At 68.9% G+C, this 25989-nt stretch carries 30 protein-coding genes and 6 pseudogenes; 20 read left to right on the top strand and 16 right to left on the bottom strand.

Features of this window, described 5'->3' with window-relative positions:
- The 7 genes and pseudogenes from SSOG_RS45835 to SSOG_RS45815 form a co-directional block, all read left to right on the top strand.
- Positions 1-589 (top strand): hypothetical protein (locus SSOG_RS45835; RefSeq protein ID WP_208867475.1); only part of this gene is annotated, 589 nt, incomplete at its 5' end.
- Positions 590-750: 161 nt separating this feature from the next.
- Entirely contained in the window at positions 751-924 is a 174-nt protein-coding gene (locus tag SSOG_RS57270; RefSeq protein ID WP_245606552.1) for a hypothetical protein, read from the top strand.
- An 824-nt stretch (positions 925-1748) separates the two neighbouring features.
- A complete protein-coding gene (locus tag SSOG_RS45830; protein ID WP_208867472.1) occupies positions 1749-3230 on the top strand; it encodes an MFS transporter in 1482 nt (493 codons plus the stop codon).
- Positions 3227-3739: an amidase family protein gene (locus SSOG_RS45825; protein WP_167542559.1), complete on the top strand. Its 513-nt coding sequence runs from the start codon at positions 3227-3229 to the stop codon at positions 3737-3739. Before SSOG_RS45830 ends, SSOG_RS45825 begins: the two co-directional genes overlap by 4 nt.
- A complete protein-coding gene (locus tag SSOG_RS45820; RefSeq protein WP_009721166.1) occupies positions 3736-4389 on the top strand; it encodes an HAD family hydrolase in 654 nt (217 codons plus the stop codon). The genes SSOG_RS45825 and SSOG_RS45820 overlap by 4 nt, the downstream gene beginning before the upstream one ends.
- 6 nt (positions 4390-4395) lie before the next feature.
- Positions 4396-4836, top strand: a complete 441-nt coding sequence (locus SSOG_RS58150; protein WP_009721165.1) for a methylated-DNA--[protein]-cysteine S-methyltransferase — start codon at positions 4396-4398, stop codon at positions 4834-4836.
- Positions 4739-5279, top strand: a pseudogene (locus SSOG_RS45815) (transposase); the annotation flags it as partial. The gene SSOG_RS58150 and the pseudogene SSOG_RS45815, both read left to right, overlap by 98 nt.
- A 72-nt stretch (positions 5280-5351) precedes the next feature.
- On the opposite strand, the gene SSOG_RS50105 reads toward SSOG_RS45815, so the two are convergent.
- The 4 genes and pseudogenes from SSOG_RS50105 to SSOG_RS57260 form a co-directional block, all read right to left on the bottom strand.
- On the bottom strand, positions 5352-5801 hold the full coding sequence (locus tag SSOG_RS50105; protein ID WP_086015900.1) for a cupin domain-containing protein: 450 nt from the start codon (positions 5799-5801) through the stop codon (positions 5352-5354).
- A 345-nt stretch (positions 5802-6146) separates the two neighbouring features.
- On the bottom strand, positions 6147-6482 hold the full coding sequence (locus SSOG_RS45810; protein WP_009721162.1) for a hypothetical protein: 336 nt from the start codon (positions 6480-6482) through the stop codon (positions 6147-6149).
- A 503-nt stretch (positions 6483-6985) separates the two neighbouring features.
- Positions 6986-8038, bottom strand: a complete 1053-nt coding sequence (locus SSOG_RS45805; RefSeq protein ID WP_009721161.1) for an acyl-CoA desaturase — start codon at positions 8036-8038, stop codon at positions 6986-6988.
- A gap of 743 nt (positions 8039-8781) precedes the next feature.
- A pseudogene (locus SSOG_RS57260) lies at positions 8782-9144 on the bottom strand (hypothetical protein); the annotation flags it as partial.
- Positions 9145-9228: 84 nt separating this feature from the next.
- On the opposite strand from SSOG_RS57260, the gene SSOG_RS45800 reads away from it, so the two are divergent.
- Entirely contained in the window at positions 9229-9720 is a 492-nt protein-coding gene (locus SSOG_RS45800) for a hypothetical protein (RefSeq protein WP_039942876.1), read from the top strand.
- Between the two features lie 293 nt (positions 9721-10013).
- On the opposite strand, the gene SSOG_RS57255 is transcribed toward SSOG_RS45800, so the two are convergent.
- The gene (locus tag SSOG_RS57255; protein WP_245606551.1) at positions 10014-10454 is read right to left on the bottom strand and encodes a sulfite exporter TauE/SafE family protein; all 441 of its coding nucleotides are present in this window, start codon (positions 10452-10454) and stop codon (positions 10014-10016) included.
- Positions 10455-11088: 634 nt separating this feature from the next.
- Here SSOG_RS57255 and SSOG_RS45790 point away from each other — a divergent pair.
- From SSOG_RS45790 to SSOG_RS45780, 3 genes are all read left to right on the top strand, one after another.
- Positions 11089-11376: a hypothetical protein gene (locus SSOG_RS45790; RefSeq protein WP_009721157.1), complete on the top strand. Its 288-nt coding sequence runs from the start codon at positions 11089-11091 to the stop codon at positions 11374-11376.
- A gap of 68 nt (positions 11377-11444) precedes the next feature.
- A complete protein-coding gene (locus SSOG_RS45785) occupies positions 11445-11663 on the top strand; it encodes a hypothetical protein (RefSeq protein WP_009721156.1) in 219 nt (72 codons plus the stop codon).
- 551 nt (positions 11664-12214) lie between these two features.
- The gene (locus SSOG_RS45780; RefSeq protein ID WP_106516570.1) at positions 12215-12673 is read left to right on the top strand and encodes a hypothetical protein; all 459 of its coding nucleotides are present in this window, start codon (positions 12215-12217) and stop codon (positions 12671-12673) included.
- A 168-nt stretch (positions 12674-12841) separates the two neighbouring features.
- On the opposite strand, the gene SSOG_RS45775 is transcribed toward SSOG_RS45780, so the two are convergent.
- The gene (locus SSOG_RS45775; protein ID WP_039940368.1) at positions 12842-13747 is read right to left on the bottom strand and encodes an NADP-dependent oxidoreductase; all 906 of its coding nucleotides are present in this window, start codon (positions 13745-13747) and stop codon (positions 12842-12844) included.
- Between the two features lie 121 nt (positions 13748-13868).
- Here SSOG_RS45775 and SSOG_RS45770 point away from each other — a divergent pair, with 121 nt between their 5' ends.
- The gene (locus SSOG_RS45770) at positions 13869-14219 is read left to right on the top strand and encodes a MerR family transcriptional regulator (protein ID WP_009721153.1); all 351 of its coding nucleotides are present in this window, start codon (positions 13869-13871) and stop codon (positions 14217-14219) included.
- A gap of 3 nt (positions 14220-14222) precedes the next feature.
- Here SSOG_RS45770 and SSOG_RS57250 read toward each other — a convergent pair whose 3' ends face one another.
- The 3 genes from SSOG_RS57250 to SSOG_RS57245 all read right to left on the bottom strand — a co-directional run bounded on the left by SSOG_RS57250 (position 14223) and on the right by SSOG_RS57245 (position 15317).
- Positions 14223-14432, bottom strand: coding sequence for a hypothetical protein (locus SSOG_RS57250; protein WP_050800224.1), 210 nt, complete (start codon positions 14430-14432; stop codon positions 14223-14225).
- A gap of 18 nt (positions 14433-14450) precedes the next feature.
- Entirely contained in the window at positions 14451-14981 is a 531-nt protein-coding gene (locus tag SSOG_RS50090) for an IS5 family transposase (protein ID WP_245606550.1), read from the bottom strand.
- Positions 14982-15047: 66 nt separating this feature from the next.
- On the bottom strand, positions 15048-15317 hold the full coding sequence (locus SSOG_RS57245) for a GNAT family N-acetyltransferase (RefSeq protein ID WP_245606549.1): 270 nt from the start codon (positions 15315-15317) through the stop codon (positions 15048-15050).
- Positions 15318-15537: 220 nt separating this feature from the next.
- Here SSOG_RS57245 and SSOG_RS57240 point away from each other — a divergent pair.
- Positions 15538-16025, top strand: a pseudogene (locus SSOG_RS57240) (ATP-binding protein); the annotation flags it as partial.
- Positions 16026-16213: 188 nt separating this feature from the next.
- Complete coding sequence (locus SSOG_RS45755) at positions 16214-17740, top strand: hypothetical protein (protein ID WP_009721149.1); 1527 nt, start codon at positions 16214-16216, stop codon at positions 17738-17740.
- Between the two features lie 800 nt (positions 17741-18540).
- On the opposite strand, the gene SSOG_RS45750 is transcribed toward SSOG_RS45755, so the two are convergent.
- Both SSOG_RS45750 and SSOG_RS50075 read right to left on the bottom strand, forming a co-directional pair.
- Positions 18541-18909, bottom strand: coding sequence for a DUF952 domain-containing protein (locus SSOG_RS45750; RefSeq protein WP_039940367.1), 369 nt, complete (start codon positions 18907-18909; stop codon positions 18541-18543).
- Between the two features lie 156 nt (positions 18910-19065).
- Positions 19066-19338 (bottom strand): annotated as a pseudogene (locus SSOG_RS50075) (IS21-like element helper ATPase IstB); the annotation flags it as partial.
- 141 nt (positions 19339-19479) lie between these two features.
- On the opposite strand from SSOG_RS50075, the gene SSOG_RS57235 reads away from it, so the two are divergent.
- Genes SSOG_RS57235 through SSOG_RS45740 form a run of 3 tightly spaced genes read left to right on the top strand, consistent with a single transcriptional unit; the run spans position 19480 to position 20345 of the window.
- Positions 19480-19731 carry a DUF6194 family protein gene (locus tag SSOG_RS57235; protein ID WP_009721145.1) on the top strand — a complete coding sequence of 84 codons (252 nt, stop codon included), beginning with the start codon at positions 19480-19482 and terminating at the stop codon, positions 19729-19731.
- On the top strand, positions 19700-19981 hold the full coding sequence (locus SSOG_RS47850) for a hypothetical protein (protein WP_009721143.1): 282 nt from the start codon (positions 19700-19702) through the stop codon (positions 19979-19981). The genes SSOG_RS57235 and SSOG_RS47850 overlap by 32 nt, the downstream gene beginning before the upstream one ends.
- A gap of 19 nt (positions 19982-20000) precedes the next feature.
- Positions 20001-20345 carry a MazG nucleotide pyrophosphohydrolase domain-containing protein gene (locus SSOG_RS45740; RefSeq protein ID WP_039942874.1) on the top strand — a complete coding sequence of 115 codons (345 nt, stop codon included), beginning with the start codon at positions 20001-20003 and terminating at the stop codon, positions 20343-20345.
- Positions 20346-20522: 177 nt separating this feature from the next.
- Here SSOG_RS45740 and SSOG_RS57230 read toward each other — a convergent pair.
- Together SSOG_RS57230 and SSOG_RS45735 are read right to left on the bottom strand one after the other, a co-directional pair.
- Positions 20523-20636, bottom strand: a pseudogene (locus SSOG_RS57230) (aminoglycoside phosphotransferase family protein); the annotation flags it as partial.
- Between the two features lie 108 nt (positions 20637-20744).
- On the bottom strand, positions 20745-21572 hold the full coding sequence (locus SSOG_RS45735) for an oxidoreductase (protein WP_009721140.1): 828 nt from the start codon (positions 21570-21572) through the stop codon (positions 20745-20747).
- A gap of 91 nt (positions 21573-21663) precedes the next feature.
- Between SSOG_RS45735 and SSOG_RS45730 the strand changes: the two genes are divergently transcribed.
- Both SSOG_RS45730 and SSOG_RS45725 read left to right on the top strand, forming a co-directional pair.
- Positions 21664-22566: a LysR family transcriptional regulator gene (locus tag SSOG_RS45730; protein WP_009721139.1), complete on the top strand. Its 903-nt coding sequence runs from the start codon at positions 21664-21666 to the stop codon at positions 22564-22566.
- Between the two features lie 156 nt (positions 22567-22722).
- A complete protein-coding gene (locus tag SSOG_RS45725; RefSeq protein WP_009721138.1) occupies positions 22723-23223 on the top strand; it encodes a GNAT family N-acetyltransferase in 501 nt (166 codons plus the stop codon).
- A gap of 75 nt (positions 23224-23298) precedes the next feature.
- Here the strand turns inward: SSOG_RS45725 and SSOG_RS52975 are convergent, their stop codons facing one another.
- From SSOG_RS52975 to SSOG_RS54585, 3 genes and pseudogenes are all read right to left on the bottom strand, one after another.
- Positions 23299-23682, bottom strand: coding sequence for a RidA family protein (locus SSOG_RS52975; RefSeq protein WP_009721137.1), 384 nt, complete (start codon positions 23680-23682; stop codon positions 23299-23301).
- A gap of 216 nt (positions 23683-23898) precedes the next feature.
- Positions 23899-24129 (bottom strand): annotated as a pseudogene (locus tag SSOG_RS58825) (IclR family transcriptional regulator domain-containing protein); the annotation flags it as partial.
- On the bottom strand, positions 24074-24631 hold the full coding sequence (locus SSOG_RS54585) for an IclR family transcriptional regulator (protein WP_009721136.1): 558 nt from the start codon (positions 24629-24631) through the stop codon (positions 24074-24076). The gene SSOG_RS54585 and the pseudogene SSOG_RS58825, both read right to left, overlap by 56 nt.
- 99 nt (positions 24632-24730) lie before the next feature.
- On the opposite strand from SSOG_RS54585, the gene SSOG_RS45710 reads away from it, so the two are divergent.
- Positions 24731-25960 carry a M20 family metallopeptidase gene (locus SSOG_RS45710; RefSeq protein ID WP_063631633.1) on the top strand — a complete coding sequence of 410 codons (1230 nt, stop codon included), beginning with the start codon at positions 24731-24733 and terminating at the stop codon, positions 25958-25960.
- Positions 25961-25989 lie beyond the last annotated feature (29 nt).

Below are 25989 nucleotides of genomic sequence, written 5' to 3'. Positions count from 1 at the left end.
CGACACCAGTGCTGGTCCGGCATCCTTGCAGTTCACGTCCTCGCTGAAGACGCTGGAGCCCGCGGCCGCGCTGCGTCTGCCACTGATCCACCAGCACATCCACGCAGGTGGCGCGTTCGAGGTCCGTGCGCGCAAAGGGGCCGTCGGAGGCGGTGAGCTGCCCCCCCTCGACCGAATCGTCCTTCGCATGGCACGTCTACTCCTCAAGGGACACTGCGTCATCTCCCCGTTCATGCCCCAGCTGGGACTCACCCTCGACGGCCCTGACTCCCCCACCGTGCGGGCCGTGCTCAGCAGTGAGCCACACGCCATGCAGGCAAGGTCTGAGGAGTTCGCCATCACGGTCGCCGGGCGGCACCTGGACCTGGGACCGGCGCTGTGTTTCCACCCCCGCGCCACTGCCCCAGCACAACAGACGCAACGGGCCCTGGCCGCCGTGAAGACCGGGCGCGGCGACCGTGAGAAGAGCACGATGCGGCCCAAGGGCCGAGAGCGTCTCCGGCTCCTCCTGCAGCACGCCCTCACCGCACACGCTCCCACGCCCGCGCCCATGCCGCTGGGGCTGCGCGGCTTCCCCGAACCCCGCTGAGAACCCGGCAGTGCCCACAGGCCTCGGCCGCTGCCTCCCGGCAGGCATGTCACTGCCAGTCAGACACTCAAAGCAGGGACGTGCAACGACTGAAGCAACTAGCCTTGAGAGTCACCGCGCTTCACACGCGTGCATGATGTCGTCACCGTAGAGCTGACGCCATGACCGTTGATCGCGAGGCGCTTCAGTCCAGCTGGAACCGGACCCGTGGCCACCTCGACGCGGCCCGGGTCCATCTGACGGGCCTGCCGAACATCGACCTCTCAGCGCCGCTTGAGTTCCTGGAGCACAACGAGCTGGAGCTCGCCATTCGACTGTCTCGTCGATCTCGGTGACGACCTCCACCTATCGCTCACCTTCTGGCAGCACCTGGACCGAACAGCTCATGAGATGCGGCTCTACAGCGATGCGCTGCACAAACCCCACCTCACGGCTGCTGACCTGTGCCGCCGCCGTCTCGCAGCTGCCTCCGAGAAGGCACGACCCGCCAACCCGGCCTTCCCGGCCAGAGCACTAGCGAGAACTGAGCAGGCATCTTCTCAGCGCTTGGCCGCAGGTTCGAGTCTTCCGGGAGCGCCACCGGCCCACCGCCGGCCGGGCCGCATTTGTGTTGGCTCCGACCGCCGTGAGCACCGGATGGCTCGGCGGGACCGGGTTCGGCTGACACCGGCTGGAACCGAGTCTCAACGGGTGGCTGTCCCCCAAGCGTCCCCCAGGCTCCCGGCCCTCCAGCCCTGCACTCGAACCCGCCCGACATACCGAAAGCGGGCCGGGCCCCACTCCCCGTGGGGTCCGGGCCGCTTCACGTCAGCAGGCTCCAGAGCTGGTGGCGTCAGCCCGGGGCTCCGGCGCTGTGGACTCCAGTGCGCCCGTGGCGTCCGCTGCGCGCTTTGCACAGTCCAGCCCGGCACCAGCTCGGTTCCCGACTCCGGCCCACGTGACATACTGCGCACTGACCGGCAACACGCCGACAGGCCCGTAGGGCGAGCGCCGCGGCGGCGACCGCCAAAAGCGGCGCGAATGCCACAGAGGGAACGCCGGTTCCTCCTCTCGCGACCTTCCTGATCGGTGCAACCCCGCGCGCGATGGCGGTGTTACCCCTTCAAGGACTCCGATGGGCACATCGGCGGAAGGATGGATGGCGGAGGGTGACGGCGGGATGGGGAGTGAGTCCGCGGGACGGGCGGGCCGGGCAGCGCTGTTGACGGTGCTGCTGGTGGGTCAGTTCATGGCCAACATCGACACCGCGATCGTGAACATCGCGGCTCCTTCGGTCCAGGCCGACCTCCACGCCTCCGCAGGCCAGGTGGACTTGGTCGTCTCCGGCTACATCCTGGCGTATGCCGTGCTGCTGGTGACCGGCGCCCGTCTGGGCGACACCCATGGGCACCGCAGGATCTTCCTCCTCGGCCTGCTGGGTTTCGTCATCACCTCCCTGGCGTGCGGCATCGCGCCGGAGCCGGTCACGCTCATCGTGTCCCGGCTGTGCCAGGGGGCTTCGTCCGCGCTGATGGTCCCGCAGGTACTGAGCGGGATTCAGTTGCACTTCACCGGCCAGGCCAGGGTCCGGGCCATCGGGTATTACACGTTGGCCCTCTCCGGCGGTGCGATCGTCGGTCAGGTCCTGGGCGGGCTGCTGGTCTCGGCGGACATCCTCGGCAGTGGCTGGCGGCCGGTCTTCTTGATCAACGTGCCGATCGGCGCCGTCCTTCTCCTGGCCGGACTGCGCGCGCTGCCGCCCGACGCGGTGACGCAGCGCCAGCCGCTGGATCTGCACGGGGTGTGCGCACTGTCCTCCGCGGTGTCGCTCGCCGTCGTCCCGCTCGTGTTCGGACGCGATCAGGGCTGGCCGGTATGGAGCTGGTTGTGCCTGGTAGCGAGTGCGCCCGCGTTCGTCTGGTTCGTGGTCGTAGAGCGGCGGCTGGGAGCCGCTGGCGGTCGTCCCCTGGTGCGCCTCGATGTGGTGGCCCGGCCTCCGGTCCGCTGGGCCCTGATCGCGCATGGGCTGACCACGCTCACCTATCTGGCCCTGCTGTTCGTCCTGGCGCTGTACCTTCAGCACGGCCTCGGCCAAAGCCCGGCGCGAGCCGGGCTTGCCATGGTCTCGTGGGTGGCCGCCTTCGGCATCGCCGGACCGGTGCTGCCCCGCCTTCCCCAACATACGCAGCGGTTCATGGCCTCAGCTGGGTGCCTGCTCCTCGCGGTCGGGTACGCCGCCGTGAGTACCTCAGTGGCCCTGGGCCGTGAGGATGGTGTGCTGCTGCTGGTGCTGCTGGGCCTCGGCGGGCTGGGGCTCGGGATCAGCTCCCATTCGCTCATCAGCCATCTGACGAACGCGGTGGAGCGGCGGTACGCGACGGACCTCAGCGGCGTGATCAGCACCAATGCCCAGCTCGCCGGAACCGTCGGCGTCGCCGTCTTCGGCACCCTCTACTCCGGTCTCGCTCCTGCCCCCGGGGCGAGTGCCGCCACGGAGGCGTTCACCACGGTCACGGCCGTTTTCGCGGTGCTGGCGCTGATCTCGGCGGGGGCTGCGCTGCGGGCCACGCGCCATGCCGATGCCGCCCCGCGAGGCGACGGCACCCAGCACGCCGTCGCCAAGGCAGGCAGGAGAGACGACTCGTGGAGGATCTCGCATTGACAACAGCGACCGTGCTCACGGCGCTTATCCGGAGCCGGAGCGTCTCGCCCACGGAGGTCGTCCCGGCGAGCCTGGAGCGCATCGAGCGGCTCGACCCCGCGGTCAACGCCGTCGTGAGCGTCTTCGTCGAAGCCGGCCTGCTCATCACCCCGGTCAACGCGGTCACCGGCGTACGCAACGGCCCCACGGGCAACACCGTGGGGCCGCGGCAGGTCGAGGACGAGGAGGTCGACGCGTACGCCGGGTGGTCGCTGACCATCCCCTGCACCGTGATGGGCGGCCCCGCCGCGACGGTCCCCGCCGGCCGCGCGACGAACCGCGTCCCGATGGGCATGCAGATCGCGGCCCAGCGGCACAGCGATTCCACCGTCGTGCACGCGGCGGCGGCCCTTGAAGCGCAGTCCCCGTGGCACGACGACTACCGGCGCGTCTGGCACCCCTTGGCCGCCACCGGCCGATCCGCCGGAGCCCTCAGCACAGTTACTCGAAAGGGGTTTGACCGATCATGAACTCACACGCGGCGCTCTTCGACCTCGACGGCACCCTGGTGGCCACCGAGCACCGGAGCCGGGCGGCGTGGACCCGGCTGTTCCGGGCCCATGGGCTGCCGGTCGACGACGCCCTGCTCGCGACCTTCGTGGGACGCCGCGGCAAGGAGGCGTTGGCCGACCATGTGCACCGGTTCCCCGGCGGGACGGTCGACGAGCTGTTCGAGGAGGCCGTCGGCTACCAGACCGGGCCGGACAGCCCCCCGCCGTACGCCGTGCCGGGCGCCGAGGCCCTGGTGAAGTCCCTGCACGCGGAGGGCGTCCCCATGGCGGTCGTCACCTCGGGGCTGCGCGACCACGCCGGGGAGCTGCTCGACCTGGTCGGCGGCGCCGACCTGTTCGCGGCGTTCATCACCGCCGAGGACGTGAGCCGAGGCAAGCCGGACCCCGAGGGCTTCATGGCGGGATGCGCGGCGCTGGGCGTGGTCCCGGCCGACGCGATCGCCTTCGAGGACGCCCCCGCGGGCATCGCGGCCGCCCGTGCCGCGGGGCTGCGCTGCGTCGCGGTCACGACGACGCACCCGGCGGCCGCCCTCGCCGACGCCGACCTCGTGCTGCCCGATCTCACCGAGGTCGACTGGTCCACGCTCCTTCGGAAGTCCGCGCGCTGACCGACCATGCGCCCGTTCACGACGGGCGACCGCCGCGGCCCCGCGATCACGCGCACGCACTTCGAGATCGAGTACGTCACCTGCGGCACCGACTTCCGGAGCCGGGAATGGCAGACCCTGGACCATCCCGTAACCGGCACGACGCTCAGCTACTGCGGGATTGCCGAGCTGATCGGCACGCCGCGCACCGCCTGCCGGGCAGTCAGCACCGCGAGCGGGGCCAGCCCCCTGCTGGTCGTGCGACCCTGCCATCGCGTGATCGGCGCAGGCAGGGCGCTGTCCGGCTACGCGGGCGGCATCGACCGCAAGCGACAGCTCCTCGCGCTGGAGAGCACTGCGGCCGGCCGACTTCGACGCGCTCGACGAGCAGACCGTCATGGTCCCTGGGACCGACACCCTCTACGTCGTGATCCCCTCACTGGGCCGCTCACTCGCCGCCGACCATGAGCAACGACGAGCCCTGGAGGCCCAGATCGGCCAGCTGCTGGACGCTCACCCTCTTCCCCTGGTCCTGACCTCGATGCCGGGGGTCGCGGTGTCAGGACAGCCGCCACCTTGCTGGTCACCGTCGGCGACGGCACCGGCTTCCCCACCGCCTCTCACATGGCCTCCTACGCCGGCCTCGCCCCCACGACGAAGTCGTCGGGCACCTCGATCCACGGCGAACACGCACCACGCGGCGGAAACGGCAGCTCAAACGCGCGATGTTCCTGTCCGCGTTCGCCGCCCTGCACGATCCCGCCTCCCGCACCTACTACGACCGCTGCCGGGCCCGCGAAAAGACCCACACACAGGCCCTCCTCCGCCTGGCCCGACAGCGCATCAGCGTGCTCTTCGCGATGCTCCGCGACGGCACCTTCTACCAATCCAGAACCCCACGCCTCGCTTGACGAACGACATAGAGGCACCCCTCGCCGCAACACCGGCCCTCACCCATAGCGTCGAGCTTCGCGGCTGAAGTACTAGTCCTTCGGCAGTAGTTGGAAGTCGTCAAAATCAAAGCCAGGCGCAACTACGCAACTCACGAGCACCTCTTCATCACCGGCCGGGCGAGCAGACTGCCAGTGCCCGGCCGGCACGAGGGCTTGCGGCCGTTGTCCGCCAGCGATATCGGGACCCAGCAGTATTTTCATCGGATCCTTGCTTGGCCTCTCGCCGGAGCCGCCCAGCAAGAGCAGCAAGGGGCCACCACGGTGCCACAGCCATAGCTCCGGCGAACGTACGGTGTGCCACCGGGATTCCTCGTCGGGAGGCAAGAGAAAATAGATGGCTGAGCAGATGGACCTCCGCCCCGGATAGCCCTCCGGCTGCATCTCAGTGTCACTGCGCCACGTTTCCTTGTACCAACCGCCTTCGGGGTGTGCACTCATCCTCAGCAGACGGGCCGTATCAGGCATTTCCGGGTCGGTCATGAGCATCGTTCCGTTCTCTGAGCAGAAATTCTGTATCTCTCCCCCGCAGGGCCTGGCTGGGCAGCAGCGCCGCGGTGGACGCGCGTGTCCACGCCCCCCACCCCTCGCTCCCAGGCCGTTGGCGCACCACGGTCGCCGGCCCGGGGGCTGCGTGTCTCGCGCGCCCCGGCCAGCTGCTCCAGCTCTCCCACCGAACAGCCGCGGCCGGGGCGAGCTCGGCCAGCCGGGTACCGACCTGGCGGTCGCGCTCGGAGTCCGTGCCGTATGGCAGGGCGCTCGCGGTCGTGGACACACTGGCAGTAACCGGCCGCGTGTTCCGCGTCCGCAGGTCGCCGTGGGGTTCGCTCACGCGGCGCCCCGCTCGGCGGCGTTGAGGGAAGCTGGTTCGGTGGTGCAGATCTCAAGAAAGGGCCCGGTCAGGCGTCCGGCCTTCCAGGACTCGCGCAAACCCGCGTCCAGGAGAAGGGAGCAGGTGGCCTGCAACCGCATCTCCCCTGTTAGACAACCGGCCCCCGCGACATCCGGGATGGCCACCACCAGCTCCTCGGCGCGGCCGGCAATCAGCACGGAGCGCGCCTCCAGCGTGGTGAGTGCCCGCAAGTGGTCCAGCTTCACCACGGCGCGCGCCCAGGACAACCCGGTGGGCGGAATCTCCGTGGTCATCTGCTCCCCTGCGCTCACGGCCGTTCCTGGCGAAGTCGCTGCGCACCGGTTACCGGCGTGCACGGTTTATCGTGTCCCGATCGGTTTCTGACTCCGGGCAAGGAGAGCGTAAGGGGAATCGGGACCAAGCGCAGCATGCATGCACAACCATGTTCGGGCGCCTCCCTCCGGTGCTTTCAGCCCCCCCCCTCGGCCGCACAGGAGAGCGACCGCCGCCGGGCACTCCTACGATCTCCCCGCTTCCGCCGAGCCGGCCAAGGCTTCGCAACGGCTGCCGGAACCGGCCGCCCACCTGATCGCCTGCTCGGCCGCCCCCTCGCTGAAGGCACTCCCGACTGGGCCATGGCCTGAGCCTCGCTCAGGCAGCGGAGAAGGGCGCGGAAGCGGCGCGAGGCGAGCGGGAGAGCCAGGGAAGAGCAACTGGACGCTACCGCTTCGGCTTGCGGCGTCGGGCAGGAAGCCATGGGCGCGGTTGACAGGAAGACCCAGGCCGCCGCGCGGCCCCGCAGCCGACGAAGCTCTCATTCCGGCCGGGCCGCACCGCCGACCGTGTGCATGTGCCGCAGCCCTTGCCGGTAGGAGTCGAGCAGCCCGGTCTCGGCATAAGGGAGCCCGAGGTCGCGGCAGTGTTCCCGGACCACAGGCTGTACGAGCCTGAGATGGGGCCTGGGCATGTTCGGGAAGAGGTGATGCTCGATCTGGTAGTTCAGCCCGCCGAGGAGCCAGTCCGTGACCGGCCCGCCCCGCACGTTCCGCGAGGTCAGGACCTGGCGGCGCAGATGGCCCCAGCGCTCGCCCGCCGGGTCGGGCATGGCCATGCCCTTGTGGTTGGGCGCGAAGGCCATGCCCAGGTGGAGCCCGAAAAGCGCCTGATGGAGCAGCGCGAACGCAACAGCCTTGCCCACCGGCAGGCAGGTCAGCAGCAGAGCCCCGTAGCCGGCCGCGTGCAGCGCCAGCAGCGCGCCCTCGACGGCCCGCTCACGCACCGGCTGCCGCCGCAGGTCCTGGACACTGCTCACCTTCAGGGCGATGCCTTCGAGCAACAGCATCGGGAAGAACAGCCAGGCCTGGTGACGGGTGACCCAGCGGGCGAATCCCCGGCGCACAGCGGCCTGCTCCGCAGTCCACACCAGTGCGCCGGCGCCGACATCCGGATCCTTCCCGATGTGGTTGGGGTTCGCGTGGTGCCGGTTGTGCTTGTCGTTCCACCACGCACAGCTCATGCCCAAAAGCAGATTGCCGTGGACGAGCCCGATAGCGCGGTTCGCCCGGCGGCCGACAGCGATCTGGGCATGCCCGGCGTCATGACCGACATAGGCAGTACGGGCGGACAGCACGGCGAGCGGCACGGCCAGCAGCAGCGACCACCACGTGTCCCCGGCAAGGACAACCCCCGCCACCACCGCGGCCAGGGCAAGGAAGTTCACGGTGATCACCCGCGCGTACCAGCCCCTGCGACGTTCCAACAGCCCCAATCCCCTGACTTTCCGCAACAGAGGAGCGAACTCACTCCCCCGCAGCGCGGTGACACCGACAGGTGCAGCGGGCACAGACGACACGACGGTCTGAGACATGGAGAACTCCGGTCACGAATCGGCCAGCAACGCTCTGACCTGCTTAAACGTACGGATCGGAAACCATGCGGCGCCATAGCGTCAACACCCCGGCCACACGGGGGCCAGCCCCAGGACTCCGAAGGGGGCCAGCAACACCCCGCCCCGGCCTCCAGAAGACCACCGAACCGGAACACCCAGGTCACGCCGCCAAGGAACCGCTCCTCCAGCGCCACACATGCTCACCACTCCGCACCGACCACCGCGCCGGTGGTGTGAGACACGGTCACGGGGAAGGTGCCCCGGCCGCCACCGGCCACGACCGGGCCGGGCACTCCGTCGAGCTCGAACCGCACCATGGAACGGAGCTCATTGCGGCAGGGAACAGCGACACAGAGGGCAGTCAACGATCCGCCGCCGGTGTAGGCCACCGATGAAATACGCACACCCGCGGACATACCGCCCACCGGCATCGCCTACGCCGCGCCAGCGGCCGCGGCCGCACCCGGTTACGCGGTTGTGATCACCAGCGAGGCGCATACCAACTACCTGATCCCCGACGACACCGCGGGCAACGAGGGCACCTACCCGGCTCGGTGGAGAGCGACCTGTCTCGCTGCGCGGCAAGTGGGGGGAGGTCGAGGACCTCGGCTACGAGCTGGGCGACGCCCGCGGCATCCGGAGTGGTCTCGACAACGTCGAGAGCGAACTCAGCGACCTGGACGACAACGTGCGCGGCCACATCCAGGACACCGCTCGGGCGATCAAGCGGCGGTCGGCCGCGTCCAGACCGTCGAAGCCCAGCTCCGTGCCGCCGAAGGCGCCCCCGAGGCCGACTTCGACACCATCGACCCGGAGTGGAAGAAGCTGGCCAAGACCGCGACTCTCCGATCGGTGGCTGACGGGGCGGCCACGCCCCTTCTTCCAAAGACGTAATGCCCAGATAGGGTGAGGCCCACCGGTCGGGCGCCGTCAGGCCGGGCCAAGGGTCGTCGCTCGCGGTCTTGGTAGGGGGCGAGCGTCCGTCGGGTGGCATCCGCGACCCGACTCATCTCTTCGGGTGTCAGGTAAGCGACGGCGCTCAATGCCTCGTCGTGGCGCCATTCGGTCGGCGCTTGGTCGCGTTCGCGGTGGCGTCACATTTCCGGGACGACTTCTTCGGCTGTCTGCCCGCGCGCGGGGGCACGCTGCTTCGGAGTAGCGTGACCTGTGTGAACGTCTTTAGCGGCGCAGGCCAGGAACTGGAGCTGACCAACGGGGGAACCGCGGTATTTGTCGAGGTGCTGACGCTGGCGGTGTCCGACCTCGTCCAAGAACCGTGGGACTACCGGTTCGCAGGGCTTCTCACCCAGCAGGACCAGAGCGTCATAGGACGAGGCGTTGTCGGTTTCGAGCTGGAGGAGATCGACTGGGGGCATGATGATGCCCAGCAAGCCCGTAACAAGGAGTTCGTGCTGCGGGTGATCGATCTTGCTCTGCAACGGCACCGCTGGGACGAGTTGCCGTACGACCCGCCCTTTGCGCAGCGCTACTTGCAGCAGTTCAAGAGCATGGTGGAGGCATTCCCTCCGGCGACGGCCATGCCCGACCCACGATTCCCCGGCTTCCCTGAACCTGACGACGCCGCCATGGCCTCATGTGCACTGCACCGTGTCCTGAGTGCCCTCCCGCACTGGGATAGCTGCATACTCTGCAGCCGCTGAGCCGACCGTCTCGTTCCCGACGCCAGCTGATGCGGCGGATCGCCGACCGCTACCCTGACGAGGCCAGGACCGACGCTGTCTGATCAGTGCGGCCTCATGCCTACTGGGACGTGGAAGAGCGGTACGCGGAGGATTCCTGGAAGACCGCTCGATAGAGCGTTGGCGCGGCCCGCCCCGGACCATGCGGGGTGCGCGTGGGCGGCCGAATCTCGATGTCAAGCCGCTGTCGCGCTCCGAGTCATCTCGGCGTAGTCAGTCGTGACGGGCGAGTTTGACCGCGGATACGAGCAGGATCACAGCCAGCACAGGGATGAGGGTCGGATCGGGGAACACACCGAGGAGCAGCCCGCCCAGCATGGCGCCGACGATCGATCCTGCGGCCATGACCATGGTGAATCGGAGGTTGGCGCCGAGGACGGTGAAGCTGCCGGCACGGCTGTAGCGGGCGAAGCCACCAGCATGGTCGGCGGCGACGCCAGGAGGGAGAGACTTCCAGCGGTCTTGAAGCCCTCTCCGAACAGCAGCACGATCGTCGGGATCAGCAGCTCGCCTCCGGCCACGTCCATGACGGCGGCGACCACCCCGATGCCGAACCCGGCCGCGACTCCGCACGGCACCTGCGCCCACAGCGGCAGCGCAAGCGTATCCAGGGTGGTGGTGTGCGTGACCAGCAGGGCAGCGGCCATGAGAACCATCAGGGCGGACAGCACCTTGTAGAGGGTCGCGCTGCGCATGCGCACTGCCCAGGAGGCTCCGGCCCAGGCCCCCACAGGCTGCCAGCCAGCAGGTTGACCGCGACAGGCCAGCGTGCGGCCACCTCGGCGGCCGGGACCTCTGCCAGCCGGGCGGGCAGCGCGACCAGGACCACGACCAGGCTCATTGCCTTGCTCAAGATGACGGCCGAGAGCGCGGCGAACCCGAAGAGGCTGATCAGCAGCGGCAGGCGGAACTCCGCGCCGCCCAGACCGATCGTCCCGTCCAAGAGGTCATGGCTGCTCCCGCACCGAACACCAAGAGCGCTGAGCGCGTCGAGCGGAGGGGACGAGGATCTGGTCAGTGCTCAGGACGGGCATCTTGCCTGGTTGCCGTGGTTGCTTGCTACGGCGCGATGGCGCCTTCGGGGAAAGGCATCACGCTTCCGCTCGGGATTCGTCTGGACCTCCATGAGCGGGTGCTCGTTCGGGAGGTGCCCCCTCGGTCACGTCGCAACGACTTCGGACCGCAAGTCTGAGAAATTGTCGCACCTTGGCAGGAAGGCTCGGCAGGAGTGGACGAGCGCCGGGTATCTGTCGCAGAGAAGGGACCGTGTGAGCCGGTCTGGCCGGTAGGCTCGGTAGGAGACCGCTTCCCGACCTTGAGGAGACGCGTGTGAGCGCGCAGCCTGATCACCCCGTCAGTTACAAGGTCCCCGCGATCCCGTACAGCATCAACGCGATCGGGACGGCGCTCGCTGACCAGAAGCGGACGCAGTTCTACAGCGAGGTCCTGGCCGCAGAGGGCAGAGTGGCCATCGACGCGGTCATGGAGAAGTGGTGGCGGGAGGCCATGCTGGACCGGGCCCCTGGCGCCGAAGCCAGCCGGGCCAACGCGAGCGCTGGCCGGAAGCTTGTCGCCGTTGAGGATCTGATCGCGCAGGTTGAGCGAGCCGCCGGGTGAGTAGCGAGCGCCCCCGGCCAGCGTGGGCGGCATTCGTCGAAGACGGGGCTACCTCGGCCATTTTGACTATGCCGTCGGACTTGGCGAAGAAGGTCTCCAACTTCGTCGCCGCCCTTGCCATCGAGGCCGGGGGTGCGGTGGACAGGGACCGGCCGCCGCCGGGCACCCCGATGAGTGTCCCCGCCCGGTTCAGCATCCATATCCCTGGCGAACCCGTCATCCTCGAGTACACCGTCCACCAAGACCTCCGCGCGATCCGGATACCGGTCGTGGTCTGGATCGACTGATATCTCCGATGCCCGTGGCCGTCGCCCTCCGCGAACGAGCGTCGCGGAGCGGAGAACTGGCACGCGTCGGCTCTTCGTACCGGTCGAGCCGCGCGTACAGGGCGCTGAGGGTCTGGGCGCGTCGTTGCACGCAGTTCACCGTGCTCTCCGGCGGGTTTGACAGATGATCCGCTACCTTGGCGAGCGCCTTGGCATCGAGTGCCCGCTCCTTGCCGACGGGGCGTGATGTGGGCGTCGTAGCGCAGCTGGAGGCGGGCGGCGACGGCGCGGGCGTGTGCGGTGAGCACCAGCGCGATCTGCGCGTAGTCCTCGGGGGTAGTCCGCGTCGGTGGGGGCAGGCCAGCACTGCCTTGACCAGGGACATGTACGGCTCGCGCTGGAGCGGCAGTGACCCCACCAGCCGAAGGCCCAGCCCGCCTAGCGCTTCTTCATCCCAACGTCGGATGGCCAGCTTCCCAGCTTGGGCATGGGCTTGGGCCGCTCGTGGTGAGGCGCGCCGGGCAGCGCGCGGTCCTCTGGACGACGGTGACGGGTCCTGCCATCTTGCTTTCATGACGCAAGGGGGGACTGATCATGAGGCGTTGGCTCTTGCTCTTGACCATGCCTGGCACTGGTACGAAAACCGCAGGGGACGTGCTTACCAGGTACTCAATGCGCTGTTGGTCTTGTTGGCTGTCGCAGCTACGGCCTACGCAGCTGCTCTCAATGCGGATATGCACGGCGCCGCGGCGGTGATCAGTCTGCTGGCGGGTGTCGTCCTCGCGGGGGCGTATTCGGAGAGCATGAGGCTTCAAGCTTCGGCGCTCTTGGCTGAGGATGTGATCAAGAAGGTTCAGGAGCACTTGGCGGCGACTCTCAACATCGATTGTCTACGCCTCATTGAACGTGAACATGCTCTCCACCAGCCGTCGAGGCTGCGGTGGATGCACCCGGTATCGAGGGTGCTGGTGTTCATAGGTGTGCTCGCGTCGCTCGGTGGTGCCATCTACACCTGGTTGGCGACTCCGTGATGGAACGTGGAGCGACGGTGCCAGCTTCAAGCTCGGTGTGAGCTGGTCGCCCTAAGAACTCCTAACGAAATGATCTCCGAGGGGGTTGGATCGCTCCAGGACCGGTGATCCGGAGGTGCGGGCTTCCCGCGGTCGAAGCCGCGGGAAGCCCGGAACGGTGGGACACGCTCAGATGCAGACCACAATCTTCCCCCGCGTGTGTCCGCGCTCGGCGTACGCGTGCGCTTCCGCGATCCGTTCGAGCGGGTAGATCCGCTCGATGCGCGGTGTGTAGTGGCCGTGCCGGCCGAGTTCGCCCGCTTCGGCGAGGAGTGTGGAGTCGTTCTCCGCGTTGGCCACATGCACACCCAGGCGCTGCGCGTTGGCGTAGTCGGCGATCGTCGACACGCGGGCAGGGTCGCCCACGATCGCAATGAGATCAGCCAGGGACCCGGAGGCCGCAGTGTCGAGCGCGATGTCGACACCGTCCGGAGCCAGGGCGGCGAGGCGTTCGGCGAGGCCGGTGCCGTAGGTGGTGGGAATGGCTCCGAGGGAGGTGAGGAACTCGTGGTTGCGCTCGCTGGCCGTCCCGATCACGGTGGCGCCCTGAGCCATCGCGATTTCGACCGCAGCACTGCCCACGCCTCCGGCGGCGCCTTCGATGAGCAGGGTGCGCCCCCGGAGGGGACCGAGCGCCTTCAGCCCGCCCATCGCGGTCACGGATGCCAGACCGGCGCCGGCGGCCTCCTCGTCGGTCCATGTGGTGGGCGCGTGGGCCCAGGCCGAGAGCACGGCCAGCTCCGCTGTCGCGCCGGTGACGCCACCGAGCCCGAAGACACGGTCGCCGATGCTCACGCCCTGTACGCCCTCACCGGTCTCGTCGACCACGCCGACGGCATCACGCCCGGGAATCGCGGGCAGGTCCACGGGGAGCACTTCGTGCACCGCACCGGAACGCACCTTCCAGTCGACGGGATTGACGCTGGCCGCCGCGACGCGGATGCGGATCTCGCCGGGCCCGGGATGTGGGTCCGGCACCTGCTCGACCACGAGGGTCTCCACACCGCCGTACTCGTGATAGCGGACTGCGCGCATGAGGTTCTGCCTTTCCACGCGGCCTGAACCGGCCGTTCGTGAGATCAGTGGCGTGAATGTTCGGCGAGTGCCGACGCTCACCACGCTAAAAGCTGACGTCGGCGTCAGTTGCAAGTCGGGCGTGCCGCCCGACGTAGGAAGACCGTCGCGCATCGGCGAGGTCGCCGAGAAGGCGGGAGTGAGCGTCCGGGCGCTGCGCTATTACGAGGAACAGGGTCTGCTCCAGGCGGGCTGCAGCCCCGGCGGCCAGCGGCATTACCCCGACACCGCCGTCGGCCGAGTCCGGCTGATCCAACAGCTGTATGCCGCGGGCCTCCCGAGCAGAGTGGTCCGCGAGGTGCTGCCGTGCGTGGACACGGGTGAAGAAAAAACGGACCAGCGGATCATCGACCTGCTCGCTGTGCGCGACCAGCTCGATGACGTGATCGCCATCGCGCGGGACCCTGATTCCGACTGCTCTCACGTGCAGTGAAGATTACTGCCGCAATGACTTGAGACGTCGCCAGCAGATGAGTGCGCATCCGAGGGTGAGGCAGGCTTCGTGGATGTCGTCGGGTATCTCCCAGCGGATGCGCAGGCGGCGGAACCAGTGAAGGCCGCGGCGGGCGATCAGCGGCTTCACGCCGAGGTCCCAGACCAGGCGGCGGTACTTGTCGTGGTCATAGCCGCGGTCGCCCAGCGCCACGTCCGGGCGGCGTCGGGGCTAGCCGCGCTTGCCCCGCACCGGCGGCACGGCTTGAAGGAGTGGGATCAGCTGGGTGACGTCGTTGCGGTTGCCGCCGGTCAGAGTGGCGGCGAGCGGGATGCCGGTGGCGTCGGTGATCAGATGGTGCATGCTGCCGGTTCTGCCCCGGTCGACTGGGCTTCGTCCGGCGTTGGCTCCCCCTTTAACGCCCGGATGTGAGAGCTGTCGACGGCCGCCCGGGAGAAGTCCAGGGCATTCGCGCCGCGCAGCTCGGCCAGCCAGGACCTCGTGGAGCCGGGGCCACACACCGGCCGCGGTCCACTCGGCCAGGCGGCGCCAGCAGGTCATACCCGAGCCGAAGCCGAGTTCCTGCGGCAGGTGTTTCCAGGAGATCCCGGTGTGCAGCACGAACAGGATGCCCTGGAACACCAGCCGGTCCGGATGCCGCTTGCGTCCCGGATGCCGAGGCCGACGCTCCACCTTAGGCAGCAGCGGCCCGAGCACCGCCCACAGCTCGTCATCGACTTCCCACGGTTTCGGCCGCGCCACCCCGCACCCCCGGATCATCAGTCCTGGAGTGCCCCAATCACCTCGAAGATCATTTCGTTAGGAGTTCTAAGGGGTGTCCCGTGCTCGCTGGTCACGCGTCGCCAAAAGGTCCCGGATGTACCAGTCGGGCCGTGTCCCATCCTCGCCATTCGTGTGCTCGCCGGGGATAAATCCCGCCCGCTGGGCGACTGCGGCAGCGGCGGCGTTCTCCGGCACCACCCGGATCACCCTCTCTTTCCCACCCTCCGTTGCCGCGTATCGGCAGACCAAGCAGACCGCGCGGGTGGCCAGACCGCGCTCCCTCCAGGAAAGGCAGAGGCCATAGGCGAGATTCACCTGGCTGGGGCCCAAACCCTCTGCCGCGAACCGCAGCTCGATCGTCTCCGCGAGTGCCTCGTGGGCGTGTGCCGGGACCGCCGCTGAGCCAGCGAATCAGCGGCTCATCCTCCCCCGCGAGGTGCGCCTCCGCATCGTCCAGGCGCAGCGGGGACAGGGTGATGATCCCGTCGGACAGCGTGCCCGTGTCCGCGCCCGCGCAGCGCTAGCATCGGGTCCCGTGATCGTATGCCTCAACGGCACCCGCGGGGCAGGCAAGACAACGACCGGTGCACTCGTGCAGCTACGGATCCCGGATTCACGGGTGTTCGACGCCGAGAAAGTCTGCGAGACACTCATGGACATAACTTCCAGCACTGGCCGCCGTGGCGGCCGCTCGTGGTCGAGACCTCCCGCCGCGCACTGGACTACATCGGCGGCGCTCTGGTGATGCCGGTCCTGGTCGAGCAGCACTGGCGTGAGATCAGCACGAGCCTCGCCCAACATGGCATCCCTGTACGGTACTTCGTCCTCCACGCTGACCAGAACACCCTTCGCGGGCGCATCGAGGGGGACACTGATCTCGGCCCCTCCTCGTTCCGTCTCAAATACCTCGAGCCCTACGCCGAAGCGGCCCGCACATGGCTCCACGACGTAGCCGAGGTCGTCGACACCACCCACCTCACGCCCGCCCAGGCCGCCCTGCAGATCGCAGAGGCCGTCAACAGCTGGCGCTTGATCCGCCCGCCACGCGCAGGTGGCAGCAGAGAACGACCTCCCGGAGTCGAACAGTGCGAACAGCCTCAACCAGGAGCCCAGCTCAGTACGGCACCGCGGTGTCATCTGCAAAGACGCACGGTAACCCGCCAGCGTAGAAATGCACCGCCTGTTCGACCACGCCGGGCAGAATGCTCCCTGTGCACCATGTACTGTGCGGGCTCGCCGCCAACGCCGCCCTTCCCTCTGAGTTGGTCGACCGGCTGATCGAGGTCGCGGACACGGACGTCTCCGACAGCCTCGCCAGTCGGACGGAGCTCAGCCATGCGCAGGCCGTTGCCCTGGCCTCGCAGGGCGAGGAGATCGCCGTGCGGCTTGCGTACGAGGGCCTGCTGACCGCCGCCGACATCGATCCCGTGGCGCAGCCGCGTGCCGCGCTCGCCTTGCTCGAGGAGCGTTCCGGTGACCTGGAGTGGGCGCTGCTGTTCGCGTCGGATCCGGATGGCGGGCGCCGGGAAAGGCTGGCCGCCTGTGCCGGGCTTCCGCCTGAGGTGGTGGAGAGGCTCGCCGCCGACTCGGACGTACGGGTCGTCGCGGAGCTCGCGTCGTGGACGACGCCGGACATGGCGGGCCGGCTTGCGCGGCATCCGCATGCCGAGGTTCGCCGCATGGTGGCGGCCAACGAGGCGACCCCACCAGAAGTGCTGGCGATGCTGATCACCGGCGAAGGAGTGCCTCCGGCACAGCGGTGCCTGGTATGCGACGTCGAGGAGACGCCGTTCGTGCACGATCCGCAGTGTCCGCGGCTCGACTGCGAGCTGCGGTCCGGCGCCTCGTGTGCGGGTTCCCATGAGTCCACCGTCGCCGAGATCACGGAGCTGGCGCTGCGGAACCCGTCCACGCCTGTCCAAGCCGTTGTCCCATTCGCCGACCACCCCTCGGCGCTGTTGCGCTGGACACTCGCCGCCCGCCCGGACCTGCCGCCGGAGGTGTGGGGACGGCTCGCTCGGGACCCCATCCCCGGTGTCCGGGCAGACCTCGCCGGGAATCCGGCGATCGACGAGACCCTGATCCGCGCGCTGGCCACCGACCCCGACCACGACGTGCGACGCACACTCGCGCACCACCCCCGGGTGCCGCTCGACGTGCTCTCCTGCCTGGCGGGCACGGTCAAGGTCGGACCGACCCTGTTGCCGAGGATCGCCGCCGCTTCTCCCTCGGAGGTCGAGGAGCTGGCCAGGTCCTCGAATTCCGCCGTGCGGATGCTTCTGGCCGAACGGCGCGATCTGTCGGCGGAGATCCGTGATGCGCTGGCCGCCGACGCGGACGCGAAGGTGGTCAAATCCATCGCTCCGCACCCTGGCCTCTCGGAGACTCAACTGCGCACCATGGTCGAGGGGCACGGAAGTCACGTCGTCGCCAAGGTGGCGGCCAACCCGGACGCGCCGTCAGCGCTTCTGGAGGACCTGACCAGGCACGTCCCGCCGGTGCGGAAGGTGTTCCGCGAGGTCGCCCGGCACCGCAATGCGACGGGCCCGGCGCTGCTGGCCTGCTTGACGGACAGACGGGCACGTCCTATAGCCGCCGGACACCCGGCCCTGCCACCACCGGTCATAGCCGAACTGCTCGCCGACGACGACTGGCGGGTGGTGGAAGCGGCGGCCGCCAACCCGTCGCTGTCGCCGACCGTGATGTCGAAGCTGGCGCCGGAGCCGGGCCGAGCGTAGGACCTGTGCAGCGCCACGCCTGCCATTTGGCCGCTTTCACCGTCGAGGCGGTCGGGGTTCCGAAATTCGTCATGCCACCGCCGGTGGCAGCCAGGATCTCGGCGCCGAGGACCCATGCGCTGAGATTCATATCCGCAACGCCGGGATGCAGGTCAAGGTGCTCTCCCCGGGCAGCAGACAGGTCAGTTCCCGGCGCGCCGCGGACAGCAGCGTGCCGGGAATTGATCGGTGCCAGGCGCAGGTTCCGAGCATGGCAGCCAGGGCGTCGTGCTCTTCCTGTTGGTGGTGAAGGTGTACTCGTACTTCACTGAGACCCATGCGCGGCGCCGTTCGGTGGTGCATTGGGAGGGGCCGGAGTGCCATGCTTCTTTGAGTGATACGACGTGGTCGATGACCACTTTGGATGCCGCGCCGAGGAGTGTGCCGTCGTAGGCGGAGTGCCAGCTGCCGGCCGTGGCGCGGCACTGATCGTCCTGGGTGACGTTTCTCCATCGCGCTGGGGTGCGGCCTCGCGGGCGTCGCAGGCGCCGTGCTGGCTGATTCAGTGCGGGAACTTGGTCCGGCTCTATCGGGGGACGTCGTTCTCGGGAGTGACGGGGAGGGAGGTGAGCTGGCTTCGTGCTTGCAGTGGACCGCGGAACGGCCCCAACTCCGCTGAAGCCTCAGCGCCGACCGTGCCGAGGCCAAAGCCCTCCACGACGCCGCCAAGGAGTGTAAGGACGCGACCGTGACGTACACACCCGCACTCCGAATACGGCCCTCTCGTCGGACGTGCTGATCAGTTGTCAGAGCCTCGGATATCAGGCTGATTGCCACGCTCGCATTCCGGTTGCCCGGCCTTCACCATCCCACTTGATCTCCAGGATACCCGTGACAGCATCGCGGTTGATCAGGCCGAACACATGCGGAAACACGATGTCCGCGCCGACCCCGGGTGGTGGTACGGGGACTGCCTCTTCCCATTCCACCCGAGAGGCAAGACGTTCCTCGTCGAGCAGCAGCACCAGCAGCGGCCTGGACGCGTCGCGGTAGAAGGCGTTCACGACGGCCAGGGTGGTCGCCTCGTCGGGGGAACAGTGGACAAAACCGTCCTCCGCTAGGGAAGAAGGTCCGTACGGCTGCTCGGGATGGGCATTCCAGTCAGTGGCGGTCACAACGTGATAGATCATGGCCTGGTTATACCGCAGTGGCAATGACGAGGCTGCTGCCCGCTCGGCCCTTGCAGCCGTCGGCGGTTACCGACGGGCCAGGGCGGCGAGGGCGAACTGGCTCGGGAACCGATCGTGGATCGTGGCAACGGCACCTGGGGAACCGGTGCTGGCGAGTCAGTAGGACTCCGTGTCGGTCTCGATGATGTTCCGGCCGAAGGTGAGGCGGTCGGCTATGGCCGCGCAGAGCCGCAGATCGGTGAACGTCCTTTTCCGCCCATCGAACGATTCGTATGGGAGGCGATGGCGACGCTGTTCAGATCGACGCGTCCGTAGCGGGCGATGGTCTTGGGCGTCGTCCGCGGCTTCGACCAGATCGTTGACCAGTTTGGTAGCGAGTCTGTCGCGGACCCGGAAGCCAGGTAACGCCATGGTCCTGGCAGCCGCCAGCGTCGTCGAGCCAGCCCTTCCTGGAGGTGCTGCAGGAAAGACGAGGGCTGGCAACACCGTTACGCGGCCAAGCGGTACCGGACTCCCTGGTGCGTCGAACGCGGGCACGGCGCTGGGCCCGTCGCTGGTGCGCGCCAGCGCGTGAATATCGCCGGTGGGAAGGAAGCGTTCATCCAGTGGATCGGTCACGCACCACGCGAACCAGCCTCCGCCGAGGTCGACCCCGGCGCTACCGACACCGTGATCGCGTACCCCGTCTACGGCACCGCCGGCTGGCTGGCGGTGGTGAACCCGGGCGAGCGCACTGAAGCGTCAACACGTGAGCTGGTGCGTGTGGCCCATCACCTCGCACGCTCACGCCATGAGCGACGCGCTGAATCAACGACGCGATGAAGAATCTACGGTCCGTGGCGGGAGCGGGCCGAGAAGGTGGAGACGGAGCCGACCACTCCCGCGCAGGCTGCCGTACCTGGCCACATTCGTGGAGAAGGTCAGCAGGCAGCGGTTCGACGCCCAGTACACCAAGGCAGTCAAGGGCACCGGCGTCGAGCCGGGTGCTTCTTGGGAGCGGATTGCGATCGGCGTGAAGCGGCAGAGCAAGGCGGCGGCGCATAAGGTGATCAGCGCCTTGGTCGGCCGCTGAAGATCAGGAGGCATCTGTGGTGAGTCTTGATGAGCTGCGACAGCAGGCGATGCGTATACACGATCTCTACGACCAGCTGAACTTGCAGGAGCGTGGCCGGGTGTGGACACGCGAGGAGTTCATGCTCGGCTTCGTAGGCGATGTCGGTGACCTGGCCAAGCTGGTTATGGCCGCGGAGGGTGCCCGTGAGGTGCCTGGCGGGCGTGCGGCCCTGGAACATGAGCTTGCAGACTGCCTGTGGTCGGTGCTCATCCTGGCCCACCGCTATGACGTCGATATGGAGGCGGCCTTCCACCGCACGATGGCAGAGCTCGACACGGCGATCAACGCTCGCCTCCCGGACAGCGAGGAGCCTCGAGGGTGATGAGCGGGTGCTGCCTGGCTGTCAGCCAGGCCCCGGTCGCTACCCCAAGGCCCCGGACGATTACCACGTCGCTGAGCCTCCTTCTCTGTCTGGACGAGTTCGGCTGTCTCGACCGAGAAGGGCGCGAAGCTGCTGTTCCAGACCGACACCGACTCCTACCGCTTCCAGGCCACCGAAGCGGATCACGTCGAGGTCGACGTCGGTGCCGTAACCGGCGACGACGTCGTCAAGGGGCTCCTCGTGTCCGAGCGTCAAGGTGGCGAGGCCGAACAGGGCATCGCCCGGGCCCGCCAACCTCGATCCGCGGCGGTGCTAAGCCGCTGATGGCTCGTGATACGGCCGGGCCCGCCGTGTTGTCCGCCGCACCGTGGGAGAACGCGACTGACCAGTCCCGCTGTCTTATCGCGGGTAGGCGGTGTCGCGGGCGGTCTTCTCCCAGGTGGTGACGTCGGAGCGGACGCTGTCGAGATGGGCGAGGACCGCGTCGACCGCGTCGGTGCCCAGGGGCAGGTGCAGCGGGGTCTGCTCGGCGTCCAAGGCGGCCAGGATCGCCGCCGCGGCCTTGGCCGGGTCGCCCGGTTCCGCGCCGCCGGCGGTCTGGACCATCCGCCGGGTGGGACCGACTGCCTCGGCGTAGTCGGCGATCTCCTCACTGGCGCTGATGTTGCCCATCAGGCTGGTGCGGAAGGCGCCGGGTTCGACGATCAGCACCTTGATGCCGAGCAGGCGCACCTCGTCGACCAGCGCCTCCGAGAATCCTTCCAGAGCGAACTTGGTGGCGCTGTAGGCGGAGAACCCGGCGAAGGACATCTGGCCGCCCATGCTGCTCATCTGGACGATCGCGCCGCTGCGTCGGGCGCGCATGTGCGGGAGCACGGCCCGGACCAGTGCGGCGGGTCCGAAGAAGTGCAGGTCGAACAGAGACCGCAGTTCGGCGTCGGTGGTCTCCTCGGCGGCGCCGACGTGACTGCGTCCGGCGTTGTTGACCAGCACATCGATCTTGCCGTGACGGTCCACCACGTCCAGCACGGTGGCCTCGATTCCTGCGGTGTCGGTGACGTCGAGCGGCACCGCCTCCACCTGGTCGGGGTGCGCGGCGGCCAGGTCGGCCAGCGCGTCGACGCGGCGCGCGGTTGCCACCACCACGTCCCCGGCGGCGACCGCCGCCTCGGTGATCGCCCGGCCGAAGCCGCTGCTCGCCCCGGTCACCAGCCATACCTTGCCCATCGGACATCCCTTTCCGGAAAGTGCTGCGGACCTTTCGGATTCAACCCTGCCGGGGCATCGTTCGCCCGTCCAAGACCCGCTGTGATAGCCAATGGTTATGGATGTGCATGGGAGGGATCTTCGGTATTTCGCCGCCGCGGCGGAGGAACTGCACTTCACCCGTGCGGCCGAGCGGCTGTTCGTCTCTCAGCCCGCGCTGAGCAAGCAGATCCGGATGCTGGAACGGCAGCTCGGCGCGCCGCTGTTCGAGCGCGACCGGCAGGGTGTCCGGCTCACGCCGGTGGGTGCCGCGCTGCTGCCCCATGCCCACCAGGTACTCGCCGCCTGGGACGCCGCGCGGGAGGCGGTCGAGGTCGCCAAGGCCGGGCAGCGGACGACCCTCCTCGTGGGGATGAGCACCAGCCCGGGCCGCAGCGGTCTGCTTCCGGCGATCAGATCCCGGTTCACCGACGCACGCCCCGACGCCACAGTGAAACTGCGCCAGGTCAGCTGGGAGGACTCGACCGCGGGCCTCTCGGATGCCTCCAGCGACCTCGCCTTCATCTGGCTGCCCCTGCCTGACCCCGACCGCTACACCTGGGTGGTGGTGGCCGAGGAACCGCGCCTGGTCGCCCTGCCCCAGGAGCATCCGCTGGCCGCTCGCGAAGCCATCGACTTCGCCGACCTGCTGGACGAGCCCTTCCTCGCGCTACCGGAGAGCGCCGGGGCGCTGCGGGAGTACTGGCTCGCGCTGGACGCCCGCGGTGGCAGGGCGCCGCGCATCGGGGCTGAGATCGCCAGTACCGACGAGACGTACGAAGCGCTCGTGGACGGACGCGGTGTCTGCCTGCTGGCCAGCGGGAACGCACCACTGATCGCCCTGGGCGGCGTCGTCACCCGCCCGGTGCGCGGTATCTCCCCCAGTCAGCTCGCGCTCGCCTGGCGTGCCGACGACCACCGTCCCCTGGTGCTGGACTACGCACGCGCCTGTCGACAGGCGACCGGACACCCCTGAACGCACCACCCATGAGCCGAAACCGGCTCCTCCAGCCAGAAGCCGAGCAACCGCCCGACCCAGGCACTCAGCCGTCCCACTTCGACACTCCGCGGTCCCGCAGCCGAGTTTCGATGTCACTCGGGTACGCGGACAGGGCGTCGATAGAGTGTCGCCATGTCGTATCGGCCGATGCCGCTCCATCTCGAAACCGCGCGGCTGCGGCTGCGTCCGTGGGCCGAGTCCGACGTCGACGTCCATCGCTTGCTCGCTGCTGAGCGGGGCGTTGGAATGCCGTCGATCGAGGACAACCGGCGGGTGATCGAGGCTCAGCTGGCTGCGCCGGCGATGACCGGGATCGGTCTGCTGGCCATCGACCGCCGCGATGTGGGCGACTTCATCGGGTATTGCGGGCTCACCGTCGGCCGTGCTTCCCTCGACGAGCCCGAGATCGCGTGCGAGCTGTTCCGGCGCGTGCACGGGTATGGCTATGCGACTGAGGCGGTCTCCGCGGTGCTCGATGCCGCGATCGTCACCGGGCGGAAGCGGCTCTGGGCGACGGTGCGTTCTTGGAATGCGCCGTCGTTTCGGGTCCTCGAGAAGGTCGGGTTCGAGCGCGATCATGTCTCGTCGGATGACCGTGGCGAACTGGTGTGGCTCACTCGCTCCCTGCTGTAAGGGGCAGTAGGTCGTTGGAGCATTCAGCGCCACCCGGTTGGTGGTAGCCCCCCCCCCCCCCCCACGCGGCCGGTCTCAGCGCAGGAGCGCCGTCATATCGATCTCCAGCAGGACGTTTGCCAGGTCGGCACCGACTGTGGTGCGGGCCGGGTACGGCGCGGTGAGGTGATGTTCGTAGACGGAGTTGAAGACGTCGAAGTCCCGGTCGAGGTACTGGAGGTGGACGGTGGCCCGCACCACGTCGGAGAAGTCCAGCCCATGCGCGTCCAGCACCGAGGCGAGGTTGCGCATCGTCTGCTCGGTCTGCTCCCTGATCGTTGTGCCTGCGACGCGTCCGGTGACGGGGTCGTGCGGCCCCAGACCCGAGGTGTGCAGAAAGCCGCCCGCCACGATGGCCTGTGAGTAGGCGCCGACCGGCTGGGGCGCGGCTTGGGTGCTGATGGCCTGGCGTCTGTCCACGTGGGTGGCCTCCTTCGGCGAAGGGTGCGGGGTCGGCTTGGCTGGGCTCGTACGGCCCGGGCGTCCGGGTCCTTCAGAGGCGGCGGCACCGCCGGGATGTCCGGCGCTGCTGTGGTCGCCGAGGCGGGCGCTTCCGCCGGTCCTGGCGCCAAGGGCGCGTGATATGTCGCGGGCGGCATCCCGTACGAGGGCACCCAGCGACGAGGCCGACGCGCTCCGCGCACCGCCGGCCGCCGGGCCCAGGAGGCCGATGGCGGCAACCGGTGCGTGGTCGTGGTCGGATACCGGGGCGTCCACGCTGAGCACGCCCGGTCCGGCTGTCTTGTCGTCGGCGGCGAAACCGTGGCGTCGTGCCGAAGCAACCGCCGCGCGCAGTTCCTCGGCCGCCGCCTCACTGGCCGGCCCGCTCGTCGCCGCCTGCTGTGTCGCCTTTTCGGCCTCTGCCAGCTCGGTGTCGTCGAGTCCGGCCAGCAGTGCCCATCCGGCCGTGCCCCGTGTGCAAGGGGCTGCGGGCGCCCAGTCTGAGGCGTACGGGCATGGGGCCGCTGCCCTCCACGGCGTCGACCAGGACGGTCTCGCCGGTTTCGCGGATGCTCAGCCGGGCGGTGTGGCCGGTCTGTTCGGCCAGGCTCGTCAGGGTGTTGCGAGCGACTTCCCGCAGGTCCAGCCGGTCCAGGTAGGCGCCTCCGAGGTAGGCGGCGTGGGAGCCGAGCCGGTAGCGGGCACGCTCGGTGTCGCGCAGTACGAGCCCGTTGTCGGTGAGCGGGGCCAGCAGTCGCAGCAGCGTGCTCTTGTGCAGTCCCAGCCCCCGTGCGATGTCGCCGAGAGAGGCGCCCGCCGGGTCGGGATGGTCGGCAATGAAGTCCAGCACGGTCAGCGCGCGCCGCAAGGACGAGGAGCGGTTGCGCGCCGCCGTGCTCCGGTCCTCGTTCCCCCCTGTGTCCGTCACCCGCTCGGCCTCCCTTCTCTTTCGCGGCTTCTCCGCCGCCGGTTGCTCCACGTGCAACGACCCTTGACCCTCCTCATCCTGCCTTCTACCGTCAGCCCAATGCAACGTATTGATTTGCAATGCAGTACCAACGAGGCATTGCTGTCCGAGCTCATCGCCATTCCCAGCGTCAACCCGCGTGAGCAGGCCGCCGCGGCAGAGACTCCGCTGGCGGAATTCGTCGCGGAGTACTGCCGCCGCCTGGGTATGTCGGCCCGGCTGGACGAGGTGACCGATGGCCGCTGCAACGTCGTCGCCACCATGCCGGGGCACCGCACCGACGAGTGGATCCTTCTGGAGACCCATCTCGATACGGTCGAGACCGAGGGAATGACTCTCGACCCCTTCGCCGCGCACATCCGCGACGGCCGTCTGTACGGGCGCGGCGCCTGCGACGCGAAGGGATCGCTGGCCGCCTTCCTGTCGGCGCTCGCCCGTATCGCCGCTTCCGGGCACCCGCCCGAGCGCACGGTCGTACTCGCGGGCGCCATCGACGAGGAGCACCGCTACCGGGGCGTGACTCATCTGCTCGGCACGGAAGCGGGAACGAACCCCACCGGCGACGGCGGAGAAGGCTTCGCCGCACGCTGCGCCGGTGCCGTGGTCGGCGAACCGACCAGCCTCGCACTCGTGGTGGCGCACAAGGGAGTCATGCGCTGCCGCATCGTCGCCAAGGGCCCCGGCGGGCACAGTTCCCTGCCGGAGGGACGGGTCAATCCCATCGAGACGATCGCCGAGGTGGTCCGCTACCTGCGCGACGAGGTCGCCACCCGGCTGACCGCACGGCAGCAGCCGCTGGTCGGCGCGCCCACCCTCGTCGTCACGCAGATATCCGGCGGCTCAGGTCCCAATGTGCTGCCCGAGCGCTGCGAGATCACCATCGACCGGCGCGCCGTGGGCGGCGAGGAGCCCAAGCAGGTGTGGCGGGAGCTGAAGGACGAGCTCGAGAACCGCTTCCCCGGCCGGGTGGAGGTGGCACCGCCGCACGTCGTCGACTACGCGCTCCCCGCGCAGGACGACGGAGTCGGAGCCGCGTTCAGCGCGGAGGTCGGCCGCGCCCTGGCCGCCCACGGACTCGATCCGGCGGGCATCGGCGTGGGACACGGCACCGACGCCAGCAAGATCTGCCGCGCCGGAGTGCCCTCCGTCGTCTTCGGCCCCGGGTCCATGGCCGAAGCCCACACGCCCGGCGAGTTCATCGACCTCGGCCAACTGGCCACCGCCACCGATGTGCTGGTCACCCTGCTCACCACCGACTCCGGCCGCGCCCCAGGAGGCGAGGGTGGCTGACACGCCCCGGGGCAGCGCCCAGGCCGGCC

The organism is Streptomyces himastatinicus ATCC 53653, from assembly GCF_000158915.1.
GTDB lineage: Bacteria > Actinomycetota > Actinomycetes > Streptomycetales > Streptomycetaceae > Streptomyces > Streptomyces himastatinicus.
The sequence above is the reverse complement of the archived record's forward strand: the minus strand, read 5'-3'. Positions and strand labels throughout refer to the sequence as shown.